Origin of the sequence: Corynebacterium dentalis (assembly GCF_900232865.1) — a bacterium.
Classification (GTDB): domain Bacteria; phylum Actinomycetota; class Actinomycetes; order Mycobacteriales; family Mycobacteriaceae; genus Corynebacterium; species Corynebacterium dentalis.
This window is the reverse complement of record NZ_OCTS01000001.1, coordinates 162,564-182,161: the sequence shown is the minus strand read 5'-3', so window position 1 is coordinate 182,161 and position 19,598 is coordinate 162,564. Positions and strand designations below refer to the sequence as shown.

Below are 19,598 nucleotides of genomic sequence, written 5' to 3'. Positions count from 1 at the left end.
AGAGCAATGGCTGATTCACCATCAATGGTCGATGACATCCTGTCCGAGTACCAAGGACTGGAAATGCAGTTGAGTGATCCTGAACTGCACAATGATCCCGCCGCCGCGCGAAAGGTTGGCAAGCGCTTTTCCGAGTTGCAGCCGATCATCCAGACTCACCAGCGCCTGACTCAGGCCAAGGACGACCGCGAAGCTGCCCTGGAAATGGCCAGCGAAGACGCGGAATTTGCGGAAGAGGCCAAGCGCCTCGAGCCGGAGATCGAGCAGTTGGAAGAGCAGCTCGCTGACCTACTGGCACCTCGAGATCCTCATGATGGCGAGGACATCGTCATGGAAATCAAGTCCGGTGCAGGCGGCGAAGAAGCGGCACTGTTCGCAGGAGAGCTGGCGCGCATGTACCAGCGCTACGCCGAGCGCCACGGCTACGCCACCGAGATCCTCGGCCTCAACGAGACCGATCTGGGCGGCGTGAAGGACATGACCTTGTCCATCCGCTCCAAGCAGCCGTCCCGCGACGGCGCCTGGTCCGAGTTTAAGTTCGAAGGTGGCGTGCACCGCGTGCAGCGCGTGCCCGTGACCGAGTCACAGGGACGCATCCAGACTTCTGCCGCTGGCGTGCTGGTCTACCCAGAGCCGGATGAAGTAGAAGACGTGCAGATCGATGACAAGGATCTGCGCGTGGACGTTTACCGATCCTCCGGCAAGGGCGGACAGGGCGTGAACACCACGGACTCTGCCGTGCGCATCACCCACCTGCCCACGGGCGTGGTGGTCACGTGTCAGAAGGAGCGTTCCCAGATTCAGAATAAGGCCCGCGCCATGCAGGTGCTGGCCGCTCGTCTACAGCAGATGAAGGAAGAAGAAGTAGAGGCCGAGGCCGCCGAGGGTCGCGCCGCGCAGATCCGCACCATGGACCGTTCGGAGCGCATCCGCACCTACAACTTCCCGGAGTCTCGCGTATCCGATCATCGCATCGGCTACAAGGCGAACAACCTGGACGCCGTGCTGGGTGGAGACCTGGAGGCGCTGTTCGGGGCGCTGAAGGATTCCGAGCGCGCACGTCGTTTGGAAGCGGAAGACTAGACACCGCGTTTATGACTAGCGAAAACACCCGCCTCACGGTCTCCATGGCCGTGCGTGCGGGTGCTCAACTTTTGGGTGACGCGGGGATTGAAACCGCGGCAGTGGAGGCGAAAGCGCTGATGGGCTACGCCTTGGCGTCGGAACCAAAACTCGGTGACCCACGCGTCCCAGTGAGCTCGACCGACTTGTTCATGCGAGCCGACGAACCTGCTCCCGAGCAATACCAACAGTGGCTGCGCAGGCGCATCGACCGCGAACCGATGCAGCACATCGTGGGTTCGGCCAGCTTCGATGGGCTGGATTTCCTGTCCTCGCCGGCTGGATTCATTCCCCGCCCGGAGACAGAATTGCTGGTGGAGTGGGCGGACCACTGGTTGCGTGGCTTTGAACACCCCGTCACGGTGGTGGACGTGTGCAGCGGGCCGGGAACCATCGCGCTGGCACTGGCGCACCGTCTTTCTTCCTTGTCGACGCCACCAGTGACCATCATCGGAATCGAAAAAGATCCAGCGGCGATCCAACTGGCGCGGGATAACGAAGCTCAGCTGCGGCGCCGGGGTTTGCTCGCGGACTCTGTCGTGGTGAAATTTCTGCGCATGGATGTGCGGGAGCCAGTAATACTGGGACGTCACGGTCTGGTTGCTACGGCTGATCTGGTGCTGAGCAACCCGCCGTACGTGCCGGAGACGGCGCTGGACGAGGGGCACATCAGCGTGGAAGTGCGGCAAGATCCCCACGATGCCGTGTTCGGCGGCGCGGACGGGATGAGCTTGATGCCGGACCTCGCGCGTTTCATCGACCTGCTGGCGCGGGTAGGCGCGGGCGTGGCCGTGGAGCACGATGATGCGACCGGCCCGCAGGTACAAAAGGTACTGCGCGAGGCAGGAATGGTGGAGGTAACTCAAGACCACGACTTTGCGGACCGGGACCGCTTTGTCACCGCAACCATTAGGCGAGACCCAGGTCATATCCCCACCTACGACCCATGGGCACAGCGCAACGATAGAGTGAATACAGCAACAACAGATCGTGAAGGGGCTTAGAGGCACAACATGGCGCAACGCGTAGACGCAACGAATCCGCAGGATCGGGATGCGGCCATCGCCACAGCAGAAAGTGCGGTCAAGGGTGGCCGCCTGGTGGTGATCCCCACCGATACTGTTTACGGCATTGGCTGTGATGCCTTCGATAACCAGGCCGTGGAAGCACTGCTGCGCGCCAAGCACCGGGGCCCGGACATGCCGGTGCCCGTGCTGGTGGGTAGCTGGAACACCGTCCAAGGGCTGGTGCGGGACTACAGCTTCAACATGCGCCGCCTGGTGGAGGCTTTTTGGCCAGGTGGACTGTCCGTGGTGGTCCACCAAGCTCCGAGCCTGCCGTGGAACCTGGGCGATACCCGGGGAACGGTAATGCTGCGCATGCCGATGCACCCGGTGGCCCTCGAACTCTTGGACAAGACCGGCCCCATGGCCGTGAGCTCGGCCAATATTTCCGGTCAGCCCCCTGCGACCACCGTGGATATGGCCATGGAACAGCTCGGCGAGACAGTTGGCGTGTATGTGGATGGGGGAGAAGCCACCATTGGTGAGGCCTCGACCATCGTGGACTTGTCCAGCGGCAAGCCACGCATCCTTCGTGAGGGCGCGACCACCGCCGAGAAGATCGGGGAAGTGCTCGGCATGTCCGCAGCTCAATTGCGAGGACAGATCTAGTACCCGTGTCCACCCCTGACGTTACGTACCTCGCCCAGTCCGGCGCCGGCGCTGGTGTGCCTTTGCGCGAGCTGGCTCTGGTTCTGTTCGTGGGGTGTGCCATCACGTATTTGGCCACGGGAATTGTGCGCACGATCATGATGCGCTTTGGTCAGGTCAATGCGCCGCGTGAGCGCGACGTGCACCAGGTCCCCACGCCTCGGCTTGGTGGGGTGGCGATGTTTACGGGCATGATTATTGCGATCATCACCGCTAGTCAGCTGCCCGCATTGACTCGCGGTTTTCCGCCAATCACTCCGGATATGGCTGCGGTGGTGGCCGCGGCGTTCATCATTGTGGTGGTGGGTGTGATCGATGACCTCTATGACATTTCGTGGATGTTGAAGCTGGGCGGCCAGGTGGGTGGTGCCGTGGTGATGAGCCTGATGGGGCTCTCGTGGTATCTCGTGAGCGTGCCGGTAGGCGGTGGTAGCACGTTGATTCTGGATCAAGTCCAGTCCACTGTCTTGACTGCGCTGCTGACCGTGACCATTGTCAACGCGATGAACTTCGTCGATGGCCTCGACGGCTTGGCTGCCGGTCTGGGTGCGATCGCGGCAGGGACCATCCTGATTTATTCGCTGACGATCCTGCACGATCAAGGTGGCACGGTCTCTGCGTACCCGCCCGCTATCATTTCCGCGGTGTTGCTGGGCATGTGTGCGGGCTTTTTGCCGCACAATTTCTCGCCTGCGCGAATCTTCATGGGGGATTCGGGTTCTATGCTCATTGGCCTGCTGCTTTCGGCTGCGTGCGTGTCCGCGTCCGGCCGCATCAACATGTCTCTGTATGGCACTGCGGACATGTTCGCTTTGCTTTCTCCGATGATCGTGGTGCTGGCCGCGCTGTCCATCCCGTTGTTGGATTTGTTGTTGGCTGTTGTTCGACGCCTAGCTAACGGCAAATCTCCCTTCGCCCCCGACAAAAAGCACCTCCATCACCGGCTGCTTGGTTTGGGGCATACCCATAAGCGCGTGGTTCTGGTTCTCTACAGCTGGGTGGCTGTGGTTGCCTTCGGTGCTGTCGGTTCCACTGTTCTTCCGCCGCAGTTGACGCTGCTTTTGCTGGGCCTGGCGCTGGTGATCGTCACGGCGGTGACGGTGGTGCCAATGTGGAAAGACCACTCGTGGAAGAACTTTTGAGTTTCGCGCTTTGTTGGTGCTGACCGATACACTGGTTGGCCGTGACTAGTGATCAAAACGAACTCCCAGAGCTAAACGACGTCTCCCACGCTGATGACCACAACTGGCCGCTGCGCCGAGCATTGCGCATTAGCGCGATTGCTCTGGTCATCATCGGTATCGGTTCCCTGGCTGTGTGGGGATGGGCCAAGGACACTGAGGGTATTTGGGGAGCCCTGTTGGGGCTGGCCATCGGTGGCGCATTCATGCTGATCACCGTGGTGGTCACGCTCATGACGTCGAATTCCAGCCCGGCTACCACCATGGCCGTGGTGCTGGGTAGCTGGCTGGCAAAGATCGCCGTGGTCTTGGTGATCCTGCTGTCCATTAAGAACCTGGATTTTTATGATCCAATGGCCCTTGCATGCACCGTTGTGATCAGCCTGATTGTGCTTCTAGCTGCCGAAACGTGGTCCGTGACCAAGGCACAGAGCGTCTATGTGTAGCGATCCGCAGTGCCTCTCCTTGTAGGAAGGTGGCACGAGCGTGAAAAAGTCGGGGGGACTGGCTGAAAGTCGCTTAGCGACAATAGATCAAGAACTGATAAAGTGCATGAGGGCCATCTAGGTGGATTAGAGCCACCAAGAGCGGCGCCTATCGGCATGACACAGGGACGTGCGACGGAGTCCCATTAATGCCGATAGATATCTCGACTTCAGACCTCCATCGCACCGCTTGACATAACCCATGTCCCGCGGCCCTATCACGGGAGAGAACGCTGAGCGTAACAACCTTGGCCATGAAGGGTGAGTTTCACAGCCCTTCATTGGAACACGAATTCTTCCCGGGGCAAGTGAATCCGGATAGCCTCTGGTTCGACGAGTTTCTCGGTGGAGCGTTCGCGCTTGACCGTCTGATGCTCATTCGTATCCTGATGATTCTTGTCGTCACTGCATTCTTCTTCTTTGCTATGCGCAAGCCGAAGTTGATCCCTAGTGGCGTACAGAACTTCGCAGAGCTCGCTCTGGATTTCGTCCGCATTCACATCGCGGAGGACATTTTGGGGAAGAAGGAAGGACGTCGCTTCCTTCCAATCATCGCGGCGATCTTCTTCACCGTTCTCGCAGTAAACCTGCCTACTATCATCCCGTTTTTGAATATCTCGCCTAGTGCGCGAATCGGCCTGCCATTGGTGCTGGCCCTCGTCGCTTACGTGGCATTCATCTACGCCGGTGTGAAGCGTCACGGTTTCGGCAAGTTCGTGAAGTCCTCGTTGATTATTCCTGGGCTGCCCACCTTCCTTCACTTCTTGGTGGCACCCATCGAATTCTTCTCTACTTTCGTCCTTCGTCCGCTCACGTTGACCATCCGTTTGATGGCCAACATGCTGGCTGGACACCTCATCCTCGTCATGCTGTTTAGCGCCACGAACTTCTTCTTCTGGCAGCTCAACGGCTGGACATTGCTGGCTGGCGGCACAATCCTCTTTGCGATTGCATTCTCCTTCTTCGAGCTCATGGTCATTTTCCTGCAGGCATACATCTTTGCTCTGCTGGCGGCCGTGTACATCGAGTTGTCTTTGCACGCAGACGATCACTAAGCCACCGGGTAACTATCAACCACATAACGCTCGACCAGGAACCTAACTTGACTACATATTCATCCTGGTCGGTCACCAGAAAGGTAATGTAAAACTCATGAACGACCTCATTCTTCTGGCACAGGAGTCCTCCACCACCACCCTGACCGGTCTCGGCTCCATCGGCTACGGCCTGGCAGCTATCGGCCCAGGCATCGGTGTGGGTCTGGTCGCAGGTAAGACCGCTGAAGCTATGGCACGCCAGCCAGAGATGGCCGGCCAGCTGCGTACCACCATGTTCCTGGGTATCGCCTTCACCGAGGCGCTCGCCCTGATCGGTCTCGTCGCCGGCTTCCTGTTCGGCTAATCGTGTTGTGCGCGGTGGTGGGAAATTCCACGTTCCGTGCGAATGAATTCACGACCGCATTACAACTACGACACACGCATAAGAGCGAAAGCTGGAGACTATGACGAATACGTTTTTGCTGGCAGCCGAAGGTGGCTTGCCAATGGAGGAGCAGATTAATCCGCTCATTCCGCCGCTGTACGACGTCGTCTGGTCCCTCATCCCGTTCGCAGTCATCCTGATCGTCTTCTGGAAGTTCATTCTTCCGAAGTTCCAGGAAGTTCTGCACCAGCGCGAGGACCAGATCGAAGGCGGCATCCAGCGCGCCGAGGCCGCACAGGCTGAGGCCAAGGCTGCACTGGAAAAGTACAACGCCCAACTCGCAGAGGCTCGCACTGAAGCCGCTCAGATCCGCGACGATGCTCGTTCTCAGGGACAGAAGATCATCGCTGATATGAAGGCTCAGGCTACTGACGAGTCCAACCGGATCGTGGAATCCGGAAACAAGCAGCTGGAGGCACAGCGTGCCGCAGTTGTTTCTGATCTCCGTAAGGACATGGGCGAAAACTCCATTTCCTTGGCTGAGCGCCTGCTGGGCGAGCAGCTTTCGGACGATGTGAAGCGTTCGGGCACCATCGATTCCTTCCTGGCCGATCTCGATCGAGTCGGCACCTCTAGGAAGTGATTGGTATGCACGCAGCGAGCCGAGAGGCATTGGAACGACTCAACGAGACCCTGGATCAGGGCCTTCGCGAGTCTGACAACACGGTTGAAATCGGAGCAACGACGGGAACTGAATTGTTTGACGTCGTGGACGTTCTCGATTCCGATCGCAGCCTGCGCGTCGCATTGGTCGATGCTGCAGCTGAGCCGGAGCAGCGCGTTGCTCTGATTAAGGGCCTGTTGGCAGGCAAGGTATCTGCCTCTACCGAGGAGATCGTGTCCGCTGCTGTGACCCAGACCTGGTCTGACACTCGTGACTTCCGCAATGGATTGATTGCTTTGGGCCGTCGTGCCCTGCTTCGTTCCGCGGAAGCTCAGGGTCAGCTCGATCGTGTCGAGGATGAGCTTTACCAACTCGCACGCATCGTGGAGCGCGAACCACAACTTGAACTGCTGCTGGCTGACAAGGCCGTATCTTCTGATGCGCGCCGAGATCTGCTAGCAAAGGTGCTGTACGGCAAGGTCACCTCTGTGACCGAGGCGTTGGCACTGCAGGCCGTGGGTCGCGTGCAGAAGCGTCCGATGGAAGATTTGGATGCACTCTGCGACGAGGTTGCCGCACTGGGTGGTCGCGAGGTTGCTCGCGTTCGCAGTGCTGCACCGCTAGGTGATGAGCAGCAGTCTAGTCTGGCGGACAAGCTGGAAAAGATTTACGGCCGTAAGATTGCGGTGCATTCCGAGGTTGACTCCAGCCTCCTCGGTGGCGCCGTGATCCGCGTCGGTGACGAAGTGATCGACGGAAGCACCGCAGGTAAACTGCGCAGGCTTCGTCGCTCCCTCGTCTAAGACGGGCTGAACTGTTAGTAGCAATGCTGGAAGACAACACCGAGAGCAGGAACAACATGGCGGAGCTGACGATCTCCTCCGACGAGATCCGTAGCGCGATTGCGAACTACACCTCGAGCTACTCCCCGGAGGCCTCCCGTGAGGAGGTCGGCGTGGTTACGACGGCAGCAGACGGTATCGCCCAGGTGAGCGGAATGCCTTCTGTGATGGCCAACGAGCTGCTCGAGTTCCCAGGCGGCATCATTGGTGTCGCGCAGAACCTCGATACCGACAAGGTCGGCGTCGTGGTCCTGGGTAACTACGAGTCCCTCAAGGAGGGCGACGAGGTCAAGCGGACCGGCGAGGTTCTATCCATTCCGGTTGGGGACAACTTCCTCGGCCGCGTTATCAACCCATTGGGCAAGCCCATCGATGGTCTCGGCGCTATTGAAGCCGATTCCGACCGCGTGCTGGAGCTGCAGGCTCCCTCTGTGCTGCAGCGTCAGCCAGTGGAAGAGCCAATGCAGACCGGCATCAAGGCTATCGATGCAATGACCCCTATCGGCCGTGGTCAGCGCCAGCTGATCATTGGCGACCGTAAGACCGGTAAGACCTCGGTCTGTATCGATACCATTCTGAACCAGCGTGCCAACTGGGAGACTGGTGATCCCACCCAGCAGGTACGTTGTATCTACGTTGCGATTGGTCAGAAGGGCTCGACCATCGCTTCCATCCGCAAGACCCTCGAGGAAAACGGCGCGCTGGAGTACACCACCATCGTGGCTGCACCAGCATCCGATTCCGCTGGCTTCAAGTGGCTCGCACCTTTCGCAGGTGCAGCACTGGGTCAGCAGTGGATGTACGAGGGCAAGCACGTTCTGGTGATCTACGATGATCTGACCAAGCAGGCTGAGGCCTACCGTGCGATCTCCCTGCTGCTGCGTCGCCCACCGGGCCGCGAAGCATACCCAGGCGATGTGTTCTACCTGCACTCCCGTCTTCTGGAGCGCGCTGCAAAGCTCTCCGATGAGCTCGGTGGCGGTTCTTTGACCGCACTGCCGATCATCGAGACCAAGGCAAACGACGTGTCTGCCTTCATTCCAACCAACGTGATTTCTATTACCGACGGCCAGGTCTTCCTGGAGTCCGACCTGTTCAACCAGGGCGTCCGTCCGGCAATTAACGTCGGTGTGTCCGTGTCTCGCGTGGGTGGTGCTGCACAGACCAAGGGCATGAAGAAGGTCGCAGGTTCCCTGCGTCTGGACTTGGCTGCATACCGTGACCTGGAGGCCTTCGCCGCCTTCGCTTCTGACTTGGACTCCGCTTCCAAGGCTCAGCTGGAGCGTGGTAAGCGCCTGGTGGAGCTGCTGAAGCAGACCGAGACCAAGCCACAGTCCGTCGAGGATCAGATGGTCTCCATCTACCTGGCTGGCGAGGGTGAGTTCGACGACGTTCCAGTTGAGGACGTCCGTCGCTTCGAGGCCGAGCTGTGGGAGGATCTGCACGCCAACCACGCTGGTGTCTACGAGCAGATTGATGGCGGAAAGGCATTCAGCGACGAGTCTAAGTCTGAGCTGAAGAACGCGATTGCCGACTTCAAGCGCTCTTTCCAGACCACCGAGGGCCACACCATCGTCAACGAGCCTGAGGCTGACGCCCTGGGTGAGGACGAGGTCAAGAAGTCCCAGATCACTGTCTCTCGCAAGGTCAAGTAAGCGAAAAGACAGGGATTGTGACCACAATGACCATTAACGGACAAGAAGGGAGGCGATAGCGATGGCTAATCTTCGCGAACTGAGAACACGCATTAAGTCTGTGAACTCAACCAAGAAGATCACCAAGGCCCAAGAGCTGATCGCCACCTCGAGGATCACGAAGGCGCAAGCTCGCGTTGCTGAATCCCAGCCATACGCTGATGAGATCACCCAGGTGATCCAGCGTCTGGCCTCCGTCAGCACCTTGCAGCACAAGATGCTGCAGGAGCAGGAGGACGCACAGCGAGCTGCAATCCTCGTGATTTCGAGTGACCGTGGCATGTGCGGTGGCTACAACAACAACGTGTTCAAGAAGACCGCCGAGCTCCGCAAGTTGCTTGAGGAGCAGGGCAAAGAGGTCGTCTTGTACGTCTCCGGCAGCAAGGGAATTACCTACTACAACTTCCGTGAGGAGCCTCTCGGAGGATCGTGGTCTGGTTACTCTCAGGACCCTGATTACGCTGCCATCTCTGATCTTCGTCATCATCTCATCGAAGGCTTTTTGGCTGGCTCCGAAGGATCCACCGAGTGGCGCGAAGGCGTCGCTGGTTCCGAGGGAGACAGCATCCAGGGCTTCGACGAGGTTCACATGGTGTACACGGAGTTCGAGTCCATGCTGACTCAGAAGGCTCATGCCACCCGCCTGCTGCCAATTGAGACTGTTGTGGAAGAGGAGAAGATCGAATCCGGCGATGACCTGGTCAGCGATAAGGTTGATCACGTTGGAGCTGAATACGATTTCGAGCCAGATCCAGACAAGCTGCTTGAGGCCTTGTTGCCGCAGTACGTTTCCCGTGGCATCTTTGCTGCCATGTTGGAAGCTGCAGCTTCCGAGTCTGCTGCTCGACGCACCGCAATGAGCGCCGCAACTGACAACGCGACTGACCTGGTTAAGCAGCTCTCTCGCGTGGCCAACCAGGCTCGTCAGGCACAGATTACCCAGGAAATCACAGAGATCGTCGGTGGTGCTTCGGCACTCGGCGATAGCGGAGAAAGTGACTAATTATGACTACAGCAACTCAGGAGCAGAGCACCGCTGCGCCGACTGCTGCGGGCCGCGTCGTCCGAGTGATCGGCCCGGTTGTCGACGTGGAGTTCCCACGCGGCGAGCAGCCGGCTCTGTTTAACGCCCTGCAGGTCGAGGTAACCCTCGAAGCAGTGGCTAAGACCATCACGCTCGAGGTTGCACAGCACCTTGGTGACAACCTCGTGCGCGCCGTGTCCATGGCTCCTACCGACGGCCTTGTCCGCGGTGCGGAGGTCAAGGACACCGGCAAGCCAATTTCCGTCCCAGTGGGCGATGTCGTGAAGGGCCACGTGTTCAACGCACTGGGCGACTGCATCGACGAGCCAGGCTTGGGCCGCGACGGCGAGCAGTGGAGCATCCACCGCGAGCCGCCAGCCTTCGACCAGCTCGAGGGCAAGACCGAGATTCTGGAAACCGGTATTAAGGTCATCGACCTGCTCACCCCGTACGTGAAGGGCGGCAAGATCGGCCTCTTCGGCGGCGCAGGTGTGGGTAAGACCGTGCTGATCCAGGAAATGATCACCCGTATCGCTCGCGAGTTCTCCGGTACGTCCGTGTTTGCGGGTGTTGGTGAGCGTACCCGTGAGGGCACCGACCTCTTCCTGGAAATGGAAGAGATGGGCGTGCTGCAAGATACCGCCCTCGTGTTCGGCCAGATGGACGAGCCACCAGGGGTTCGTATGCGCGTGGCTCTGTCCGGCCTGACCATGGCGGAATACTTCCGCGATGTGCAGAGCCAGGACGTGCTGCTGTTCATCGACAACATCTTCCGTTTCACCCAGGCTGGCTCTGAGGTTTCCACGCTGCTGGGACGCATGCCGTCCGCAGTGGGTTACCAGCCAACCCTGGCTGACGAGATGGGTGTTCTGCAGGAGCGCATTACCTCTACCAAGGGTAAGTCCATTACGTCTCTGCAGGCCGTTTACGTGCCTGCCGATGACTACACGGACCCTGCTCCGGCAACCACCTTCGCCCACTTGGACGCAACCACCGAGCTCAACCGTGCGATTGCTTCCAAGGGTATTTACCCTGCAGTGGACCCACTGACCTCTACCTCTCGTATCCTCGAGCCAGGTATCGTCGGCGACCGCCACTATGAGATCGCTCAGCGAGTGATCAACATCCTGCAGAAGAACAAGGAACTGCAGGACATCATCGCCATCCTGGGTATGGACGAGCTGTCCGAGGAAGACAAGGTCACCGTGCAGCGTGCACGTCGTATCGAGCGCTTCCTGGGCCAGAACTTCTTCGTCGCAGAGAAGTTCACCGGCATTCCGGGCTCCTACGTCCCACTGAAGGACACCGTTGACGCTTTCGAGCGCATCTGCAACGGCGACTTCGACCACTACCCAGAGCAGGCCTTCAACGGCCTCGGTGGTCTGGATGACGTTGAGGCTGCCTACAAGAAGCTCAACGAAAAGTAAGGGGAGACGCACATGGCTGAGATTGCCGCTCAATTGGTCGCTGTGGAGCGTGCGCTGTGGTCTGGTACCGCAACGTCCGTTACCGCGCAGACGACCGAAGGCGAGATCGGCGTGCTCCCCGGTCACGAGCCTCTGCTCGGCCAGTTGGTCGAGAACGGCGTAGTGGTCATTCGGACCAGCGAGGGTGAGAAGAAGGTGGCGTCGGTAAAGGGAGGTTTCCTTTCCGTCTCGCCGGACAAGATCACCATCTTGGCGGACTCCGCGATTTGGGCCGATGAGGTCGATTCCGCGGACGCTGAGTCTCGTGTACAGAGTGCTGAAAATGAGCACGATAAGGCACAGGCTGAGTCCGAGTTGCGCGCTGTGAAGCGACTTCAGGACTAGTAGCTCGCGCTACTTGACTGGTGGTTAAGCCCGCCGCTGTGATTCCTTGCAAAAGGATGAACGGCGGCGGGCTTTGCTTGTACCCCCTTGCCGTTTGCAATATGCGAGCGGGCGCGTAGATTTACTTTCACTGGATGCTTTTGGGACCCGATGAAGGGAGGCGTACCTGTGGAGATCGTTATGGCGATTCTGACCGTGATGGTTTTGCTTGTCTGCGCCTTGGGTCTGTGGCGATTTTTCACGCTCCGTTCTCAGGGTTACCCCGTGGTGATGCGTCCGGCTGATAGTAAAGATGGCCGGCACTGGCGCCACGGGGTTTTGGTTTATAGTGCCACGTCCGCGAAGTTTTATAAGCTGCGCAGCATTCGTCCGGAGTCGAATGTGACGTTGACTCGTTTGGGTACGGAGATTGTGCAGCGTAGGGAGATCTCTGAGCGCGAGACGCAGTTTCTGGAGCGGTCGATGCACGTGATTCGCGTACGTCATCGGGACCGTGAGTGGGAGCTGTCGCTGGATAGTGCGGGGGATACTGCGCTGGTGGCGTGGTTGGAATCGGGTCCTTCGGCACGCCGCGATAGTCATTCGGCGTACAACCGTCCGCGCCCGATCTAGCGAGCGGTATCCTGAGGTAATGCGTTTAGTACTTGCTCGTTGCAGTGTGGATTACATGGGCCGGTTGGAGGCCCATTTGCCGGAAGCTGACCGTTTGGTCATGGTCAAGGCGGATGGTTCTGTGTCGATTCATGCCGACGACCGTGCGTACAAGCCGTTGAATTGGATGACCTCGCCGTGTTCTTTAACGGAGCTGATGCCTTCGTCGCCCGACGCAAGCACGCATCCCGAGTTCGAGGATGAGCGTGTCGAGCGCTTGTGGATCGTGGAGAACAAAGCTGCGGAGCAGTTGCGCATCCGGCTTTTCGCGGTGCACTCGGACTTCGAGCACGAGCTGGGGGAGGACCCAGGCTTGGTGAAGGACGGTGTGGAGGCGCATCTGCAGGAGCTACTGGCGGAGCAGATTGAGCTGCTGGGAAATGGTTATACCTTGGTCAGTCGCGAGTATCCCACGCCTATCGGCCCTGTTGATCTGCTTTCCCGCGATGCGGATGGCACGACGGTGGCCGTGGAGATCAAACGTCGCGGTGGCATCGATGGTGTGGAGCAGCTGACCCGCTATGTGGATTTGCTGAACCGTGATGAGTTGCTCAGTCCCGTCACGGGAATTTTTGCCGCCCAGGAGATCAAGCCGCAGGCTCGCACTCTGGCCGAGGATCGCGGATTCCGCTGCGTGACCTTGGATTATGCAGCGATGCGCGGCACGGATGATTCCGAGTTCCGCCTGTTTTAGCCGGCTGGTTAGGATGGGGGCATGACTTCTCCGCAGAATCCTCAGAACTCTGGCCCTAGCTTTGTTGGAGGCGCGATTGACCTCGGCGAGCTGAAGAACCGTCCGCAGCCGAATCAGACCGAGGACAGCGGTGACGTGGCTCGCTTTGCCGAGGTGACGCCGGAGACCTTCGAGCAGGATCTGGTGGTCCGTTCCACTCAGGTGGCCGTGGTCTTGTTGCTGGGTACCGCGCGTTCGGAGTCCAGTGAGCAGCTGAAGTCCACGCTGGGCCGGTTGGCGCAGATGCAGCAGGAGCCGGTGCAGTGGGTGGCGCGCTATGTGGATGTGGACACCAACGGCGAGATTGCCCAAGCGCTTCAGGTCAAGGCCGTGCCGACCGTGGTAGCGTTGGCTGCCGGTCGCCCGTTGGCGCAGTTTGAGGGCGGTCAGCCGGAGGATCAGGTGCAGCAGTGGATCGACGCCGTGCTCGAGGCCACCGAGGGCAAGCTTGCCGGACTGCCGGGCAGCGGCGAAGCCCCTGCGGATCCGCGCATGGTGGAAGGGGAAGCCCACTTGGAGGCTGGCGATCTGGATGCGGCCATCGCGGCGTATGACGAGATTTTGGCGGAGGATCCAAGCCATGCAGAGGCCAAGGCGGCCCGCGCCAACGCGTTGCTGTTGCAGCGTGCACAGGATCCGCAGGCTCACGATGCGGACAAGTTGCTCCTAGAGGGCCGCAACGCGGAAGCGTTTGACCTGTTGATCGAGGAGATCAAGAATTCCACGGGCGACGAACGCGAGGAAGCCAAGAAGCGGCTGTTCGATCTGTTCGCGATGTTCGATGCCGGGGATCCGGACGTGATCGCCGCCCGCACAAAGCTTTCCAGCGCACTGTTCTAGTTGCGGGGCTGCCCGCGGTGTGACAACTTGGGTTTATGAACAAAATCAAACGCTTCGCGGCCTCCGCAGCGCTCGCCACTGTCCTGTGTTCCACTTCTCCCGCCGTTGCCAACGCTGATGCAGTTGACCGTGCGCTCAATGCTCTTCCTGCCGGACAGATCAGCTGCCAGCAAGCCCGCAGCTACTGGACGAATACTGCGGACTATAACAACAAGGTGGCTCAGGCCCGCGCCCTCGCGCTGGTGGATCCTCGTGGTTCGCGCATTTTGGCTGCTCTTGCCCGCATCGATGAGGCCGCTAACCGTTGCGGTCTCAAGGGCGGTGGTGCCCCAGCAACCAATCCAGCATCAGCTCCTCGCGCCGTGCAGGTCATCCCTGGAGCTCCCGTGGCTCAGGTAGTCAACGTTCCTGCCGTGGGAACCGTGGCGGTACCGGATCTATTCAAGATGTTGCAGACCTGGCTGGCAGGCTTCGGTATCCGCATCTAGGCGTCGAAAATAAACAACTGAGCGCTGTGCGCTGGCACGGTGAGCACGGCGGATTGGGCGAACCCATGCGAGCCTTGCGTGGCCGTGATGAGGTTGCACTGAGCGCGGTCGGCGCCTTCGAAGCGGGCGGCGTCTGTGCTTAAGGCTTGCCGCCAGGTGCCGGCTGCCGGTAGGCCGATGCGGTAGTTGTCGATAGTGGAGCCGGAGAAGTTGATCACGCAGGCCATCCATTGGCTGCCGTCGGCGCTGCGGCGGAGGTAGCTCAGCACGTTGTTGGCGGCATCGTCGGCGGCGATCCAGCGGAAGCCGTCGGGGGAGTGGTCGTCGGTGCCCACCGCGGGCTTGTCGGTGTACAGCGCGTTGAGCTCCGCGGTCAGTTGGCTCAAGCCCCGGTGGTATTCGCCTTCCCAACCGTCCTGATCTGCCCAGTCCACGCCGCGGGACTCGTTCCATTCTTGGATCTGGCCAAATTCTTGGCCTTGGAACAGGAGCTTCTTGCCGGGGTGGGTCCACATGTATGCCAGCAGGGTGCGCAGCATCGCGGCTTTGTCCCAGGAAGAGTCCGCGGGCATGCGCTGCCAGAGCGAGCCCTTGCCGTGCACCACTTCATCGTGGCTGATGGGTAGCACGTAGTTCTCGGAGTAGGCGTAGACCATGGAGAAGGTGATCTCGCCGTGGTGGTGGCTGCGGTGAGCGGGGTCGCGCTGGATGTACTCGAGGGTGTCGTGCATCCATCCCATGTTCCACTTCAGGGAAAAGCCCAGGCCATCCTCGCTGGTGGGCTTGGTCACGCCCGGCCAGGAGGTGGATTCTTCGGCGATGGTCAGCACGCCCGGCACATCGCGCTGCACGGTGGCGTTCATCTCCTGCAGGAATGCCACTGCGTCCAGGTTTTCGCGGCCTCCGTAGATGTTTGGCAGCCATTCGCCCTCGTTGCGGGAGTAATCCAGATAGAGCATAGAGGCTACTGCGTCCACGCGCAGGCCATCGATGTGGAACTCGCGGCACCAATACAGCGCGTTGGCCACCAGGAAATTACGCACTTCGTTGCGTCCAAAGTTGAACACGTGCGTGCCCCAGTCCGGCTGATCTCCGCGGCGGGGATCCGGGTGCTCGTAGCAGGCCTGTCCATCGAAGCGGGCCAGTGCCCACGCATCGCGGGGGAAGTGACCGGGCACCCAGTCCATGATCACGCCGATGTTCGCGGCGTGGAGGGCGTCGATAAAGGCACGGAAATCATCCGGGGAGCCGTAGCGATTGTTCGGCGCGTAATACGAGGTGACCTGATATCCCCAGGAGGGCTCGTAGGGGTGCTCGGAGACTCCCATGAGCTCCACATGGGTAAAGCCTTTCTCCGTAACGTATTCCACCAGTTCAGTGGCCAATTCTTGGTAGGTCAGACCCTTGCGCCAGCTGCCCAGGTGCACTTCGTAGACGCTCATGGGCTGGTGCAGGATGTCCTGGGATTCCCGGTGTGCGATCCACGCGGAGTCTTGCCACGCGTAGGAATCTCGTTCCACCACGATCGAGGCGGTCGCAGGTGCCGGTTCTGCGAAACGCGCCATGGGATCGGCCTTGTCTAACTGCACTCCGTCGCCGGTGGTGATTGCGAACTTATAGTGCGCGCCTGCCCGTTGCCCAGGGATGAACAGCTCCCAAATCCCCGTGGATCCCAGGGAGCGCATGGGGTGCTGGCGGGGGTTCCACCCGTTGAAGTCCGCAATCACGGACACGCCCGCAGCGTTGGGTGCCCACACGGAAAATGCGATGCCGCCGTCCATGACGCGCGCGCCGAGTGCTTCCCACAGACGCTCGTGGCGACCTTCGCCAATCAGGTGCAGATCCAACTCGCCTACGGTGGGCCAGTGGCTATATGGATCCTGCACCTCGGCGGAGTGCTGTCCCCACGTCACGCGGAAGGAGTATTTGCCCTCGGAGGCGGGCGTGACCAGCTCAAAGATGTCATCCCCGATGTTGTGCATGGGGATGGATTGTCCACCAGTGACAACCTCTACCGAGTCTGCTCCGCACTGCACCGTGCGGAAAACGGAGTGCCCATCAGCAGAGTGCCTGCCCAAGACATCGTGCGGCGCATAGTGCCTGCGCTGCACCAGGCGAGCGCGGTCGAAGACATCCAGCAGGGGTTGGTGGGTTTCGATCATGCCCACCAGCCTAGTCCGGAATGTTTAGCCTCGCGGGTCGTAGTCTTCGTCGCGGAAGGCCAAGGCAGCGCGGCGGGATTCGGGTACATCCGGCAGGCGCAGGATGTGTGCCACCTGGAAGTCCGGATCCAGGCGCACGTAGTTTTCCTCGCTCCACTGGAAGATCTGGTTGGTGGGCAGATCCAGCACCTCGTAGTTCGCGCCTTGATCCAATCCCACGACCTCCAGATCCACCGTGATCGTGCCTTCCTGGACGTTATGCGGATCTAGGTTGACCACTACCAGCACGGCGTTGCCGCTGACGGCATCGATGCGGGAATAGGCCAGCATGTTCTCGTTGGTGGTCTCGTGCAGGTGCAGATTTCGCTGCTGTTGCAGAGCCGGGTTGGTCTTGCGCCAGTTGTTCAGCGACGTGATCCACGGCTCTAGGGAATCGCCATCGGCCGCGGCCTGCGCAAAATTGCGCGGGCGGAGCTGGTACTTCTCTGAATCCATGTACTCCTCCGAACCCTCGTGCACGGGGACGTGCTCGAACAGCTCGTAGCCGGAGTACACGCCCCACAGCGGAGACATGGTGGCCGCCAGCGCAGCGCGAATAGCGAACACCGCGCGCCCGCCCGTCTGCAAGGATTCGTGCAGGATGTCCGGAGTATTGACGAACAAGTTGGGGCGGAACACGTCCGCGCCCTCGGCCACGTCCGTGGCGAACTCCTCCAGCTCTTCCTTGCTGGTCTTCCACGTGAAGTAGCTGTAGGACTGCGTGAATCCGGCCTTCGCCAAGCCGTACAAGCGTGGCGGCCGGGTGAATGCCTCGGCGAGGAACACCACGTCTGGGTCCGTGCGGTGGATGTCGTTGATCAGCCAGTGCCAGAACTCCGTGGGTTTAGTGTGAGGGTTGTCCACGCGGAACACGCGCACGCCCCGCTGGATCCACAGACGCACCACGTCGCGCACTGCCAGGTACAGGCCGTCTGGGTCGTTATCGAAGTTCAGCGGGTAGATGTCCTGGTACTTCTTCGGCGGGTTCTCCGCGTAGGCGATGCTGCCGTCAGGCAGAACCGTGAACCACTCCGGGTGCTCCTTGGCCCACGGGTGATCCGGCGCGCACTGCAGCGCCAAGTCCAGCGCCACCTTCAGGCCCAGCTCTTCGGCGGTTTTCACGAAGTGCGCGAAGTCCTCCACGGTTCCCAGCTCCGTGTGGATCGCCTCGTGACCACCTTCGTCCGAGCCAATGGCCCACGGCGAGCCCACATCTTCCTTGGTGGGCGTGAGGGTGTTGTTCTTACCCTTGCGGTTGATCTTGCCGATCGGGTGGATGGGAGGAAGGTAGATGGTATCGAACCCCATCGCCGCGATGCGTGGGAGGTCTTTTTCCGACGTCAGGAACGTGCCGTGAAGGGGATTCCCCGCGTGATCAGTTCCGCCTGTCGAGCGCGGAAAGAATTCATACCAGGAGCCGAATGCCGATTCCAGCGGTTCCACCAGCACCTGGAATTCCTGACCGCGGGTGAGCATATCGCGCACTGGGCGGCGCTCCAGCGCCGCGCGAACCTGCGGGGACAAAGCTTGCTCGATGCGGCTTTCCAGGGGGAGGGACTCGTCTCGCAGCGCGGCGATGACACTGTCGATGGTGGCGACGTGCCCACGGGAGACCTTCTCCTTGGCCCGCTCAAACAGACGGGCGCCGGTCTCTAGATCGTTGGCCAACAAGGCAGCGTCCTGCCCCGCGTCGACCTTCTTAGTGATGGCATTGAACCAGGTGGCGAAAGGATCGGACCAGGCGTCGACACGAAAGGTCCACAACCCCGGCACATCAGGAACGAACAGCGCGTGCCGCACGTCCACGTTGTCGCCTTCCTCGGCGGTCATCGTGATCTTGGCGCGCCCGCCCTCGCTGCCAGCGGGGCGGCGGACGACGAGGGTGGCGGAGATGGCGTCATGGCCTTCTCGCCAGACCTGCGCGGAGACGGGGAAGACCTGCCCCACGGTTGCTTTGGCGGGAACCTGGCCGAGGGAAATAACGGGGGAGACGTTGTCAACGCCAAGACGTCCGAGCATGGAAGGGTGGCTCCTCAAACAAGAAATGGATGGACAGCTACCCCCAAGATTAAAGGCGTGGCGTGTTTTCTGCAGGTGGTGCAACATGGAGTGCGTGACGCATCCCAACAACCCTCTGATTTCTGCACCCGCAACCGCGCCCGCCGTGGCCGAAGATCTCATCATCGACATGGCCGGGGTCTCCGTAGTGCGCGAAGGACGGACCATCCTCGGGCCGGTGGATTGGCAGGTTGAGCTGGACGAACGATGGATCATCATCGGCCCGAATGGGGCCGGCAAGACCACGCTGATGAGGCTGGCCGCCGCGCAAATGTTCCCCACCACCGGCACCGTAACGCTGATCGGCGAGCAGATGGGGCGCGTGGATCTGCGCGAGATTAGGACGTCGATCGGCATGTCCTCCTCCGCGCTGGCGCAGCGCATTCCGAACGACGAGATGGTTTCGGACATCGTGATCTCTGCTGGCTACGACGTGCTGGGGCGCTGGCGCGAGGAATACGCGGACATGGACCGCGAGCGCGTCATTGAGATCCTGGAGCAGGTGGGTGCCTACCACCTGGCTGATCAGAAGTGGGGCACCTTGAGTGAGGGCGAGCGCAAGCGCACCCTCATTGCCCGCGCGCTGATGACGGATCCAGAGCTGTTGCTGCTGGACGAGCCCGGCGCTGGCTTGGACTTGGGTGGGCGCGAGGACTTGATCCACCTGCTG

At 60.3% G+C, this 19,598-nt stretch carries 19 protein-coding genes and 1 pseudogene; 18 read left to right on the top strand and 2 right to left on the bottom strand.

Going from position 1 to position 19,598, the window contains the following annotated elements; translation table 11 throughout:
- The first annotated feature begins 6 nt into the window (after window positions 1-6).
- The 17 genes from prfA (at window position 7) to CS919_RS00740 (ending at window position 14,669) form a co-directional block, all read left to right on the top strand.
- Window positions 7-1,083: a peptide chain release factor 1 gene (prfA, locus tag CS919_RS00820; RefSeq protein WP_099297301.1), complete on the top strand. Its 1,077-nt coding sequence runs from the start codon at window positions 7-9 to the stop codon at window positions 1,081-1,083.
- 11 nt (window positions 1,084-1,094) lie between these two features.
- Window positions 1,095-2,126 carry a N5-glutamine methyltransferase family protein gene (locus CS919_RS00815; protein ID WP_099297299.1) on the top strand — a complete coding sequence of 344 codons (1,032 nt, stop codon included), beginning with the start codon at window positions 1,095-1,097 and terminating at the stop codon, window positions 2,124-2,126.
- A 9-nt stretch (window positions 2,127-2,135) separates the two neighbouring features.
- Window positions 2,136-2,795 (top strand): L-threonylcarbamoyladenylate synthase, encoded by a 660-nt coding sequence (locus CS919_RS00810; RefSeq protein ID WP_099297297.1) that lies wholly within the window; start codon window positions 2,136-2,138, stop codon window positions 2,793-2,795.
- A gap of 5 nt (window positions 2,796-2,800) precedes the next feature.
- Complete coding sequence (locus tag CS919_RS00805; protein WP_099297295.1) at window positions 2,801-3,976, top strand: MraY family glycosyltransferase; 1,176 nt, start codon at window positions 2,801-2,803, stop codon at window positions 3,974-3,976.
- A 41-nt stretch (window positions 3,977-4,017) separates the two neighbouring features.
- Window positions 4,018-4,461, top strand: coding sequence for a Cg1360 family ATP-synthase-associated protein (locus tag CS919_RS00800; protein WP_099297293.1), 444 nt, complete (start codon window positions 4,018-4,020; stop codon window positions 4,459-4,461).
- Window positions 4,462-4,754: 293 nt separating this feature from the next.
- Window positions 4,755-5,555 carry a F0F1 ATP synthase subunit A gene (gene atpB / locus CS919_RS00795; protein WP_099297291.1) on the top strand — a complete coding sequence of 267 codons (801 nt, stop codon included), beginning with the start codon at window positions 4,755-4,757 and terminating at the stop codon, window positions 5,553-5,555.
- 97 nt (window positions 5,556-5,652) lie between these two features.
- On the top strand, window positions 5,653-5,901 hold the full coding sequence (locus tag CS919_RS00790) for an ATP synthase F0 subunit C (RefSeq protein ID WP_099297289.1): 249 nt from the start codon (window positions 5,653-5,655) through the stop codon (window positions 5,899-5,901).
- 100 nt (window positions 5,902-6,001) lie between these two features.
- On the top strand, window positions 6,002-6,565 hold the full coding sequence (locus CS919_RS00785; protein WP_099297287.1) for a F0F1 ATP synthase subunit B: 564 nt from the start codon (window positions 6,002-6,004) through the stop codon (window positions 6,563-6,565).
- A gap of 5 nt (window positions 6,566-6,570) precedes the next feature.
- On the top strand, window positions 6,571-7,389 hold the full coding sequence (locus tag CS919_RS00780) for a F0F1 ATP synthase subunit delta (RefSeq protein WP_099297285.1): 819 nt from the start codon (window positions 6,571-6,573) through the stop codon (window positions 7,387-7,389).
- A 56-nt stretch (window positions 7,390-7,445) separates the two neighbouring features.
- Window positions 7,446-9,083 (top strand): F0F1 ATP synthase subunit alpha, encoded by a 1,638-nt coding sequence (atpA, locus tag CS919_RS00775; RefSeq protein ID WP_099297597.1) that lies wholly within the window; start codon window positions 7,446-7,448, stop codon window positions 9,081-9,083.
- 61 nt (window positions 9,084-9,144) lie between these two features.
- Window positions 9,145-10,125: a F0F1 ATP synthase subunit gamma gene (locus tag CS919_RS00770; RefSeq protein ID WP_099297283.1), complete on the top strand. Its 981-nt coding sequence runs from the start codon at window positions 9,145-9,147 to the stop codon at window positions 10,123-10,125.
- A 2-nt stretch (window positions 10,126-10,127) separates the two neighbouring features.
- Window positions 10,128-11,573 (top strand): F0F1 ATP synthase subunit beta, encoded by a 1,446-nt coding sequence (gene atpD / locus CS919_RS00765; RefSeq protein WP_099297282.1) that lies wholly within the window; start codon window positions 10,128-10,130, stop codon window positions 11,571-11,573.
- A gap of 12 nt (window positions 11,574-11,585) precedes the next feature.
- Entirely contained in the window at window positions 11,586-11,957 is a 372-nt protein-coding gene (locus tag CS919_RS00760) for a F0F1 ATP synthase subunit epsilon (protein ID WP_099297280.1), read from the top strand.
- Between the two features lie 150 nt (window positions 11,958-12,107).
- The gene (locus tag CS919_RS00755; RefSeq protein WP_234990691.1) at window positions 12,108-12,569 is read left to right on the top strand and encodes a DUF2550 domain-containing protein; all 462 of its coding nucleotides are present in this window, start codon (window positions 12,108-12,110) and stop codon (window positions 12,567-12,569) included.
- 19 nt (window positions 12,570-12,588) lie between these two features.
- Window positions 12,589-13,302: an endonuclease NucS gene (gene nucS / locus CS919_RS00750; RefSeq protein ID WP_099297278.1), complete on the top strand. Its 714-nt coding sequence runs from the start codon at window positions 12,589-12,591 to the stop codon at window positions 13,300-13,302.
- Between the two features lie 21 nt (window positions 13,303-13,323).
- Window positions 13,324-14,181, top strand: coding sequence for a tetratricopeptide repeat protein (locus CS919_RS00745; RefSeq protein WP_099297277.1), 858 nt, complete (start codon window positions 13,324-13,326; stop codon window positions 14,179-14,181).
- A gap of 35 nt (window positions 14,182-14,216) precedes the next feature.
- On the top strand, window positions 14,217-14,669 hold the full coding sequence (locus CS919_RS00740; protein ID WP_099297275.1) for a hypothetical protein: 453 nt from the start codon (window positions 14,217-14,219) through the stop codon (window positions 14,667-14,669).
- Here the strand turns inward: CS919_RS00740 and glgB are convergent.
- Both glgB and CS919_RS00730 read right to left on the bottom strand, forming a co-directional pair.
- Window positions 14,666-16,831: a 1,4-alpha-glucan branching protein GlgB gene (gene glgB, locus CS919_RS00735; protein WP_099297269.1), complete on the bottom strand. Its 2,166-nt coding sequence runs from the start codon at window positions 16,829-16,831 to the stop codon at window positions 14,666-14,668. The two genes, CS919_RS00740 and glgB, sit on opposite strands and share 4 nt — an antisense overlap.
- A gap of 24 nt (window positions 16,832-16,855) precedes the next feature.
- Window positions 16,856-18,889: an alpha-1,4-glucan--maltose-1-phosphate maltosyltransferase gene (locus CS919_RS00730; protein WP_099297267.1), complete on the bottom strand. Its 2,034-nt coding sequence runs from the start codon at window positions 18,887-18,889 to the stop codon at window positions 16,856-16,858.
- Between CS919_RS00730 and CS919_RS11065 the strand changes: the two are divergent.
- Window positions 18,888-19,565 (top strand): annotated as a pseudogene (locus CS919_RS11065) (ABC transporter ATP-binding protein); the annotation flags it as partial. The gene CS919_RS00730 and the pseudogene CS919_RS11065 overlap by 2 nt on opposite strands.
- Between the last annotated feature and the right edge of the window lie 33 nt (window positions 19,566-19,598).

Excerpts from the sequence above, each read along its gene's own strand:
- nucS (WP_099297278.1), top strand. The coding sequence starts at position 12,589 with ATGCGTTTAGTACTTGCTCGTTGCAGTGTGGATTACATGGGCCGGTTG.
- CS919_RS00780 (WP_099297285.1), top strand. The coding sequence starts at position 6,571 with ATGCACGCAGCGAGCCGAGAGGCATTGGAACGACTCAACGAGACCCTG.
- CS919_RS00730 (WP_099297267.1), bottom strand. The coding sequence starts at position 18,889 with ATGCTCGGACGTCTTGGCGTTGACAACGTCTCCCCCGTTATTTCCCTC.
- CS919_RS00755 (WP_234990691.1), top strand. The coding sequence starts at position 12,108 with ATGAAGGGAGGCGTACCTGTGGAGATCGTTATGGCGATTCTGACCGTG.
- prfA (WP_099297301.1), top strand. The coding sequence starts at position 7 with ATGGCTGATTCACCATCAATGGTCGATGACATCCTGTCCGAGTACCAA.
- CS919_RS00740 (WP_099297275.1), top strand. The coding sequence starts at position 14,217 with ATGAACAAAATCAAACGCTTCGCGGCCTCCGCAGCGCTCGCCACTGTC.
- CS919_RS00815 (WP_099297299.1), top strand. The coding sequence starts at position 1,095 with ATGACTAGCGAAAACACCCGCCTCACGGTCTCCATGGCCGTGCGTGCG.
- CS919_RS00745 (WP_099297277.1), top strand. The coding sequence starts at position 13,324 with ATGACTTCTCCGCAGAATCCTCAGAACTCTGGCCCTAGCTTTGTTGGA.
- atpA (WP_099297597.1), top strand. The coding sequence starts at position 7,446 with ATGGCGGAGCTGACGATCTCCTCCGACGAGATCCGTAGCGCGATTGCG.
- CS919_RS00770 (WP_099297283.1), top strand. The coding sequence starts at position 9,145 with ATGGCTAATCTTCGCGAACTGAGAACACGCATTAAGTCTGTGAACTCA.
- CS919_RS00760 (WP_099297280.1), top strand. The coding sequence starts at position 11,586 with ATGGCTGAGATTGCCGCTCAATTGGTCGCTGTGGAGCGTGCGCTGTGG.
- CS919_RS00810 (WP_099297297.1), top strand. The coding sequence starts at position 2,136 with ATGGCGCAACGCGTAGACGCAACGAATCCGCAGGATCGGGATGCGGCC.
- CS919_RS00790 (WP_099297289.1), top strand. The coding sequence starts at position 5,653 with ATGAACGACCTCATTCTTCTGGCACAGGAGTCCTCCACCACCACCCTG.
- CS919_RS00785 (WP_099297287.1), top strand. The coding sequence starts at position 6,002 with ATGACGAATACGTTTTTGCTGGCAGCCGAAGGTGGCTTGCCAATGGAG.
- glgB (WP_099297269.1), bottom strand. The coding sequence starts at position 16,831 with ATGATCGAAACCCACCAACCCCTGCTGGATGTCTTCGACCGCGCTCGC.
- atpB (WP_099297291.1), top strand. The coding sequence starts at position 4,755 with ATGAAGGGTGAGTTTCACAGCCCTTCATTGGAACACGAATTCTTCCCG.
- atpD (WP_099297282.1), top strand. The coding sequence starts at position 10,128 with ATGACTACAGCAACTCAGGAGCAGAGCACCGCTGCGCCGACTGCTGCG.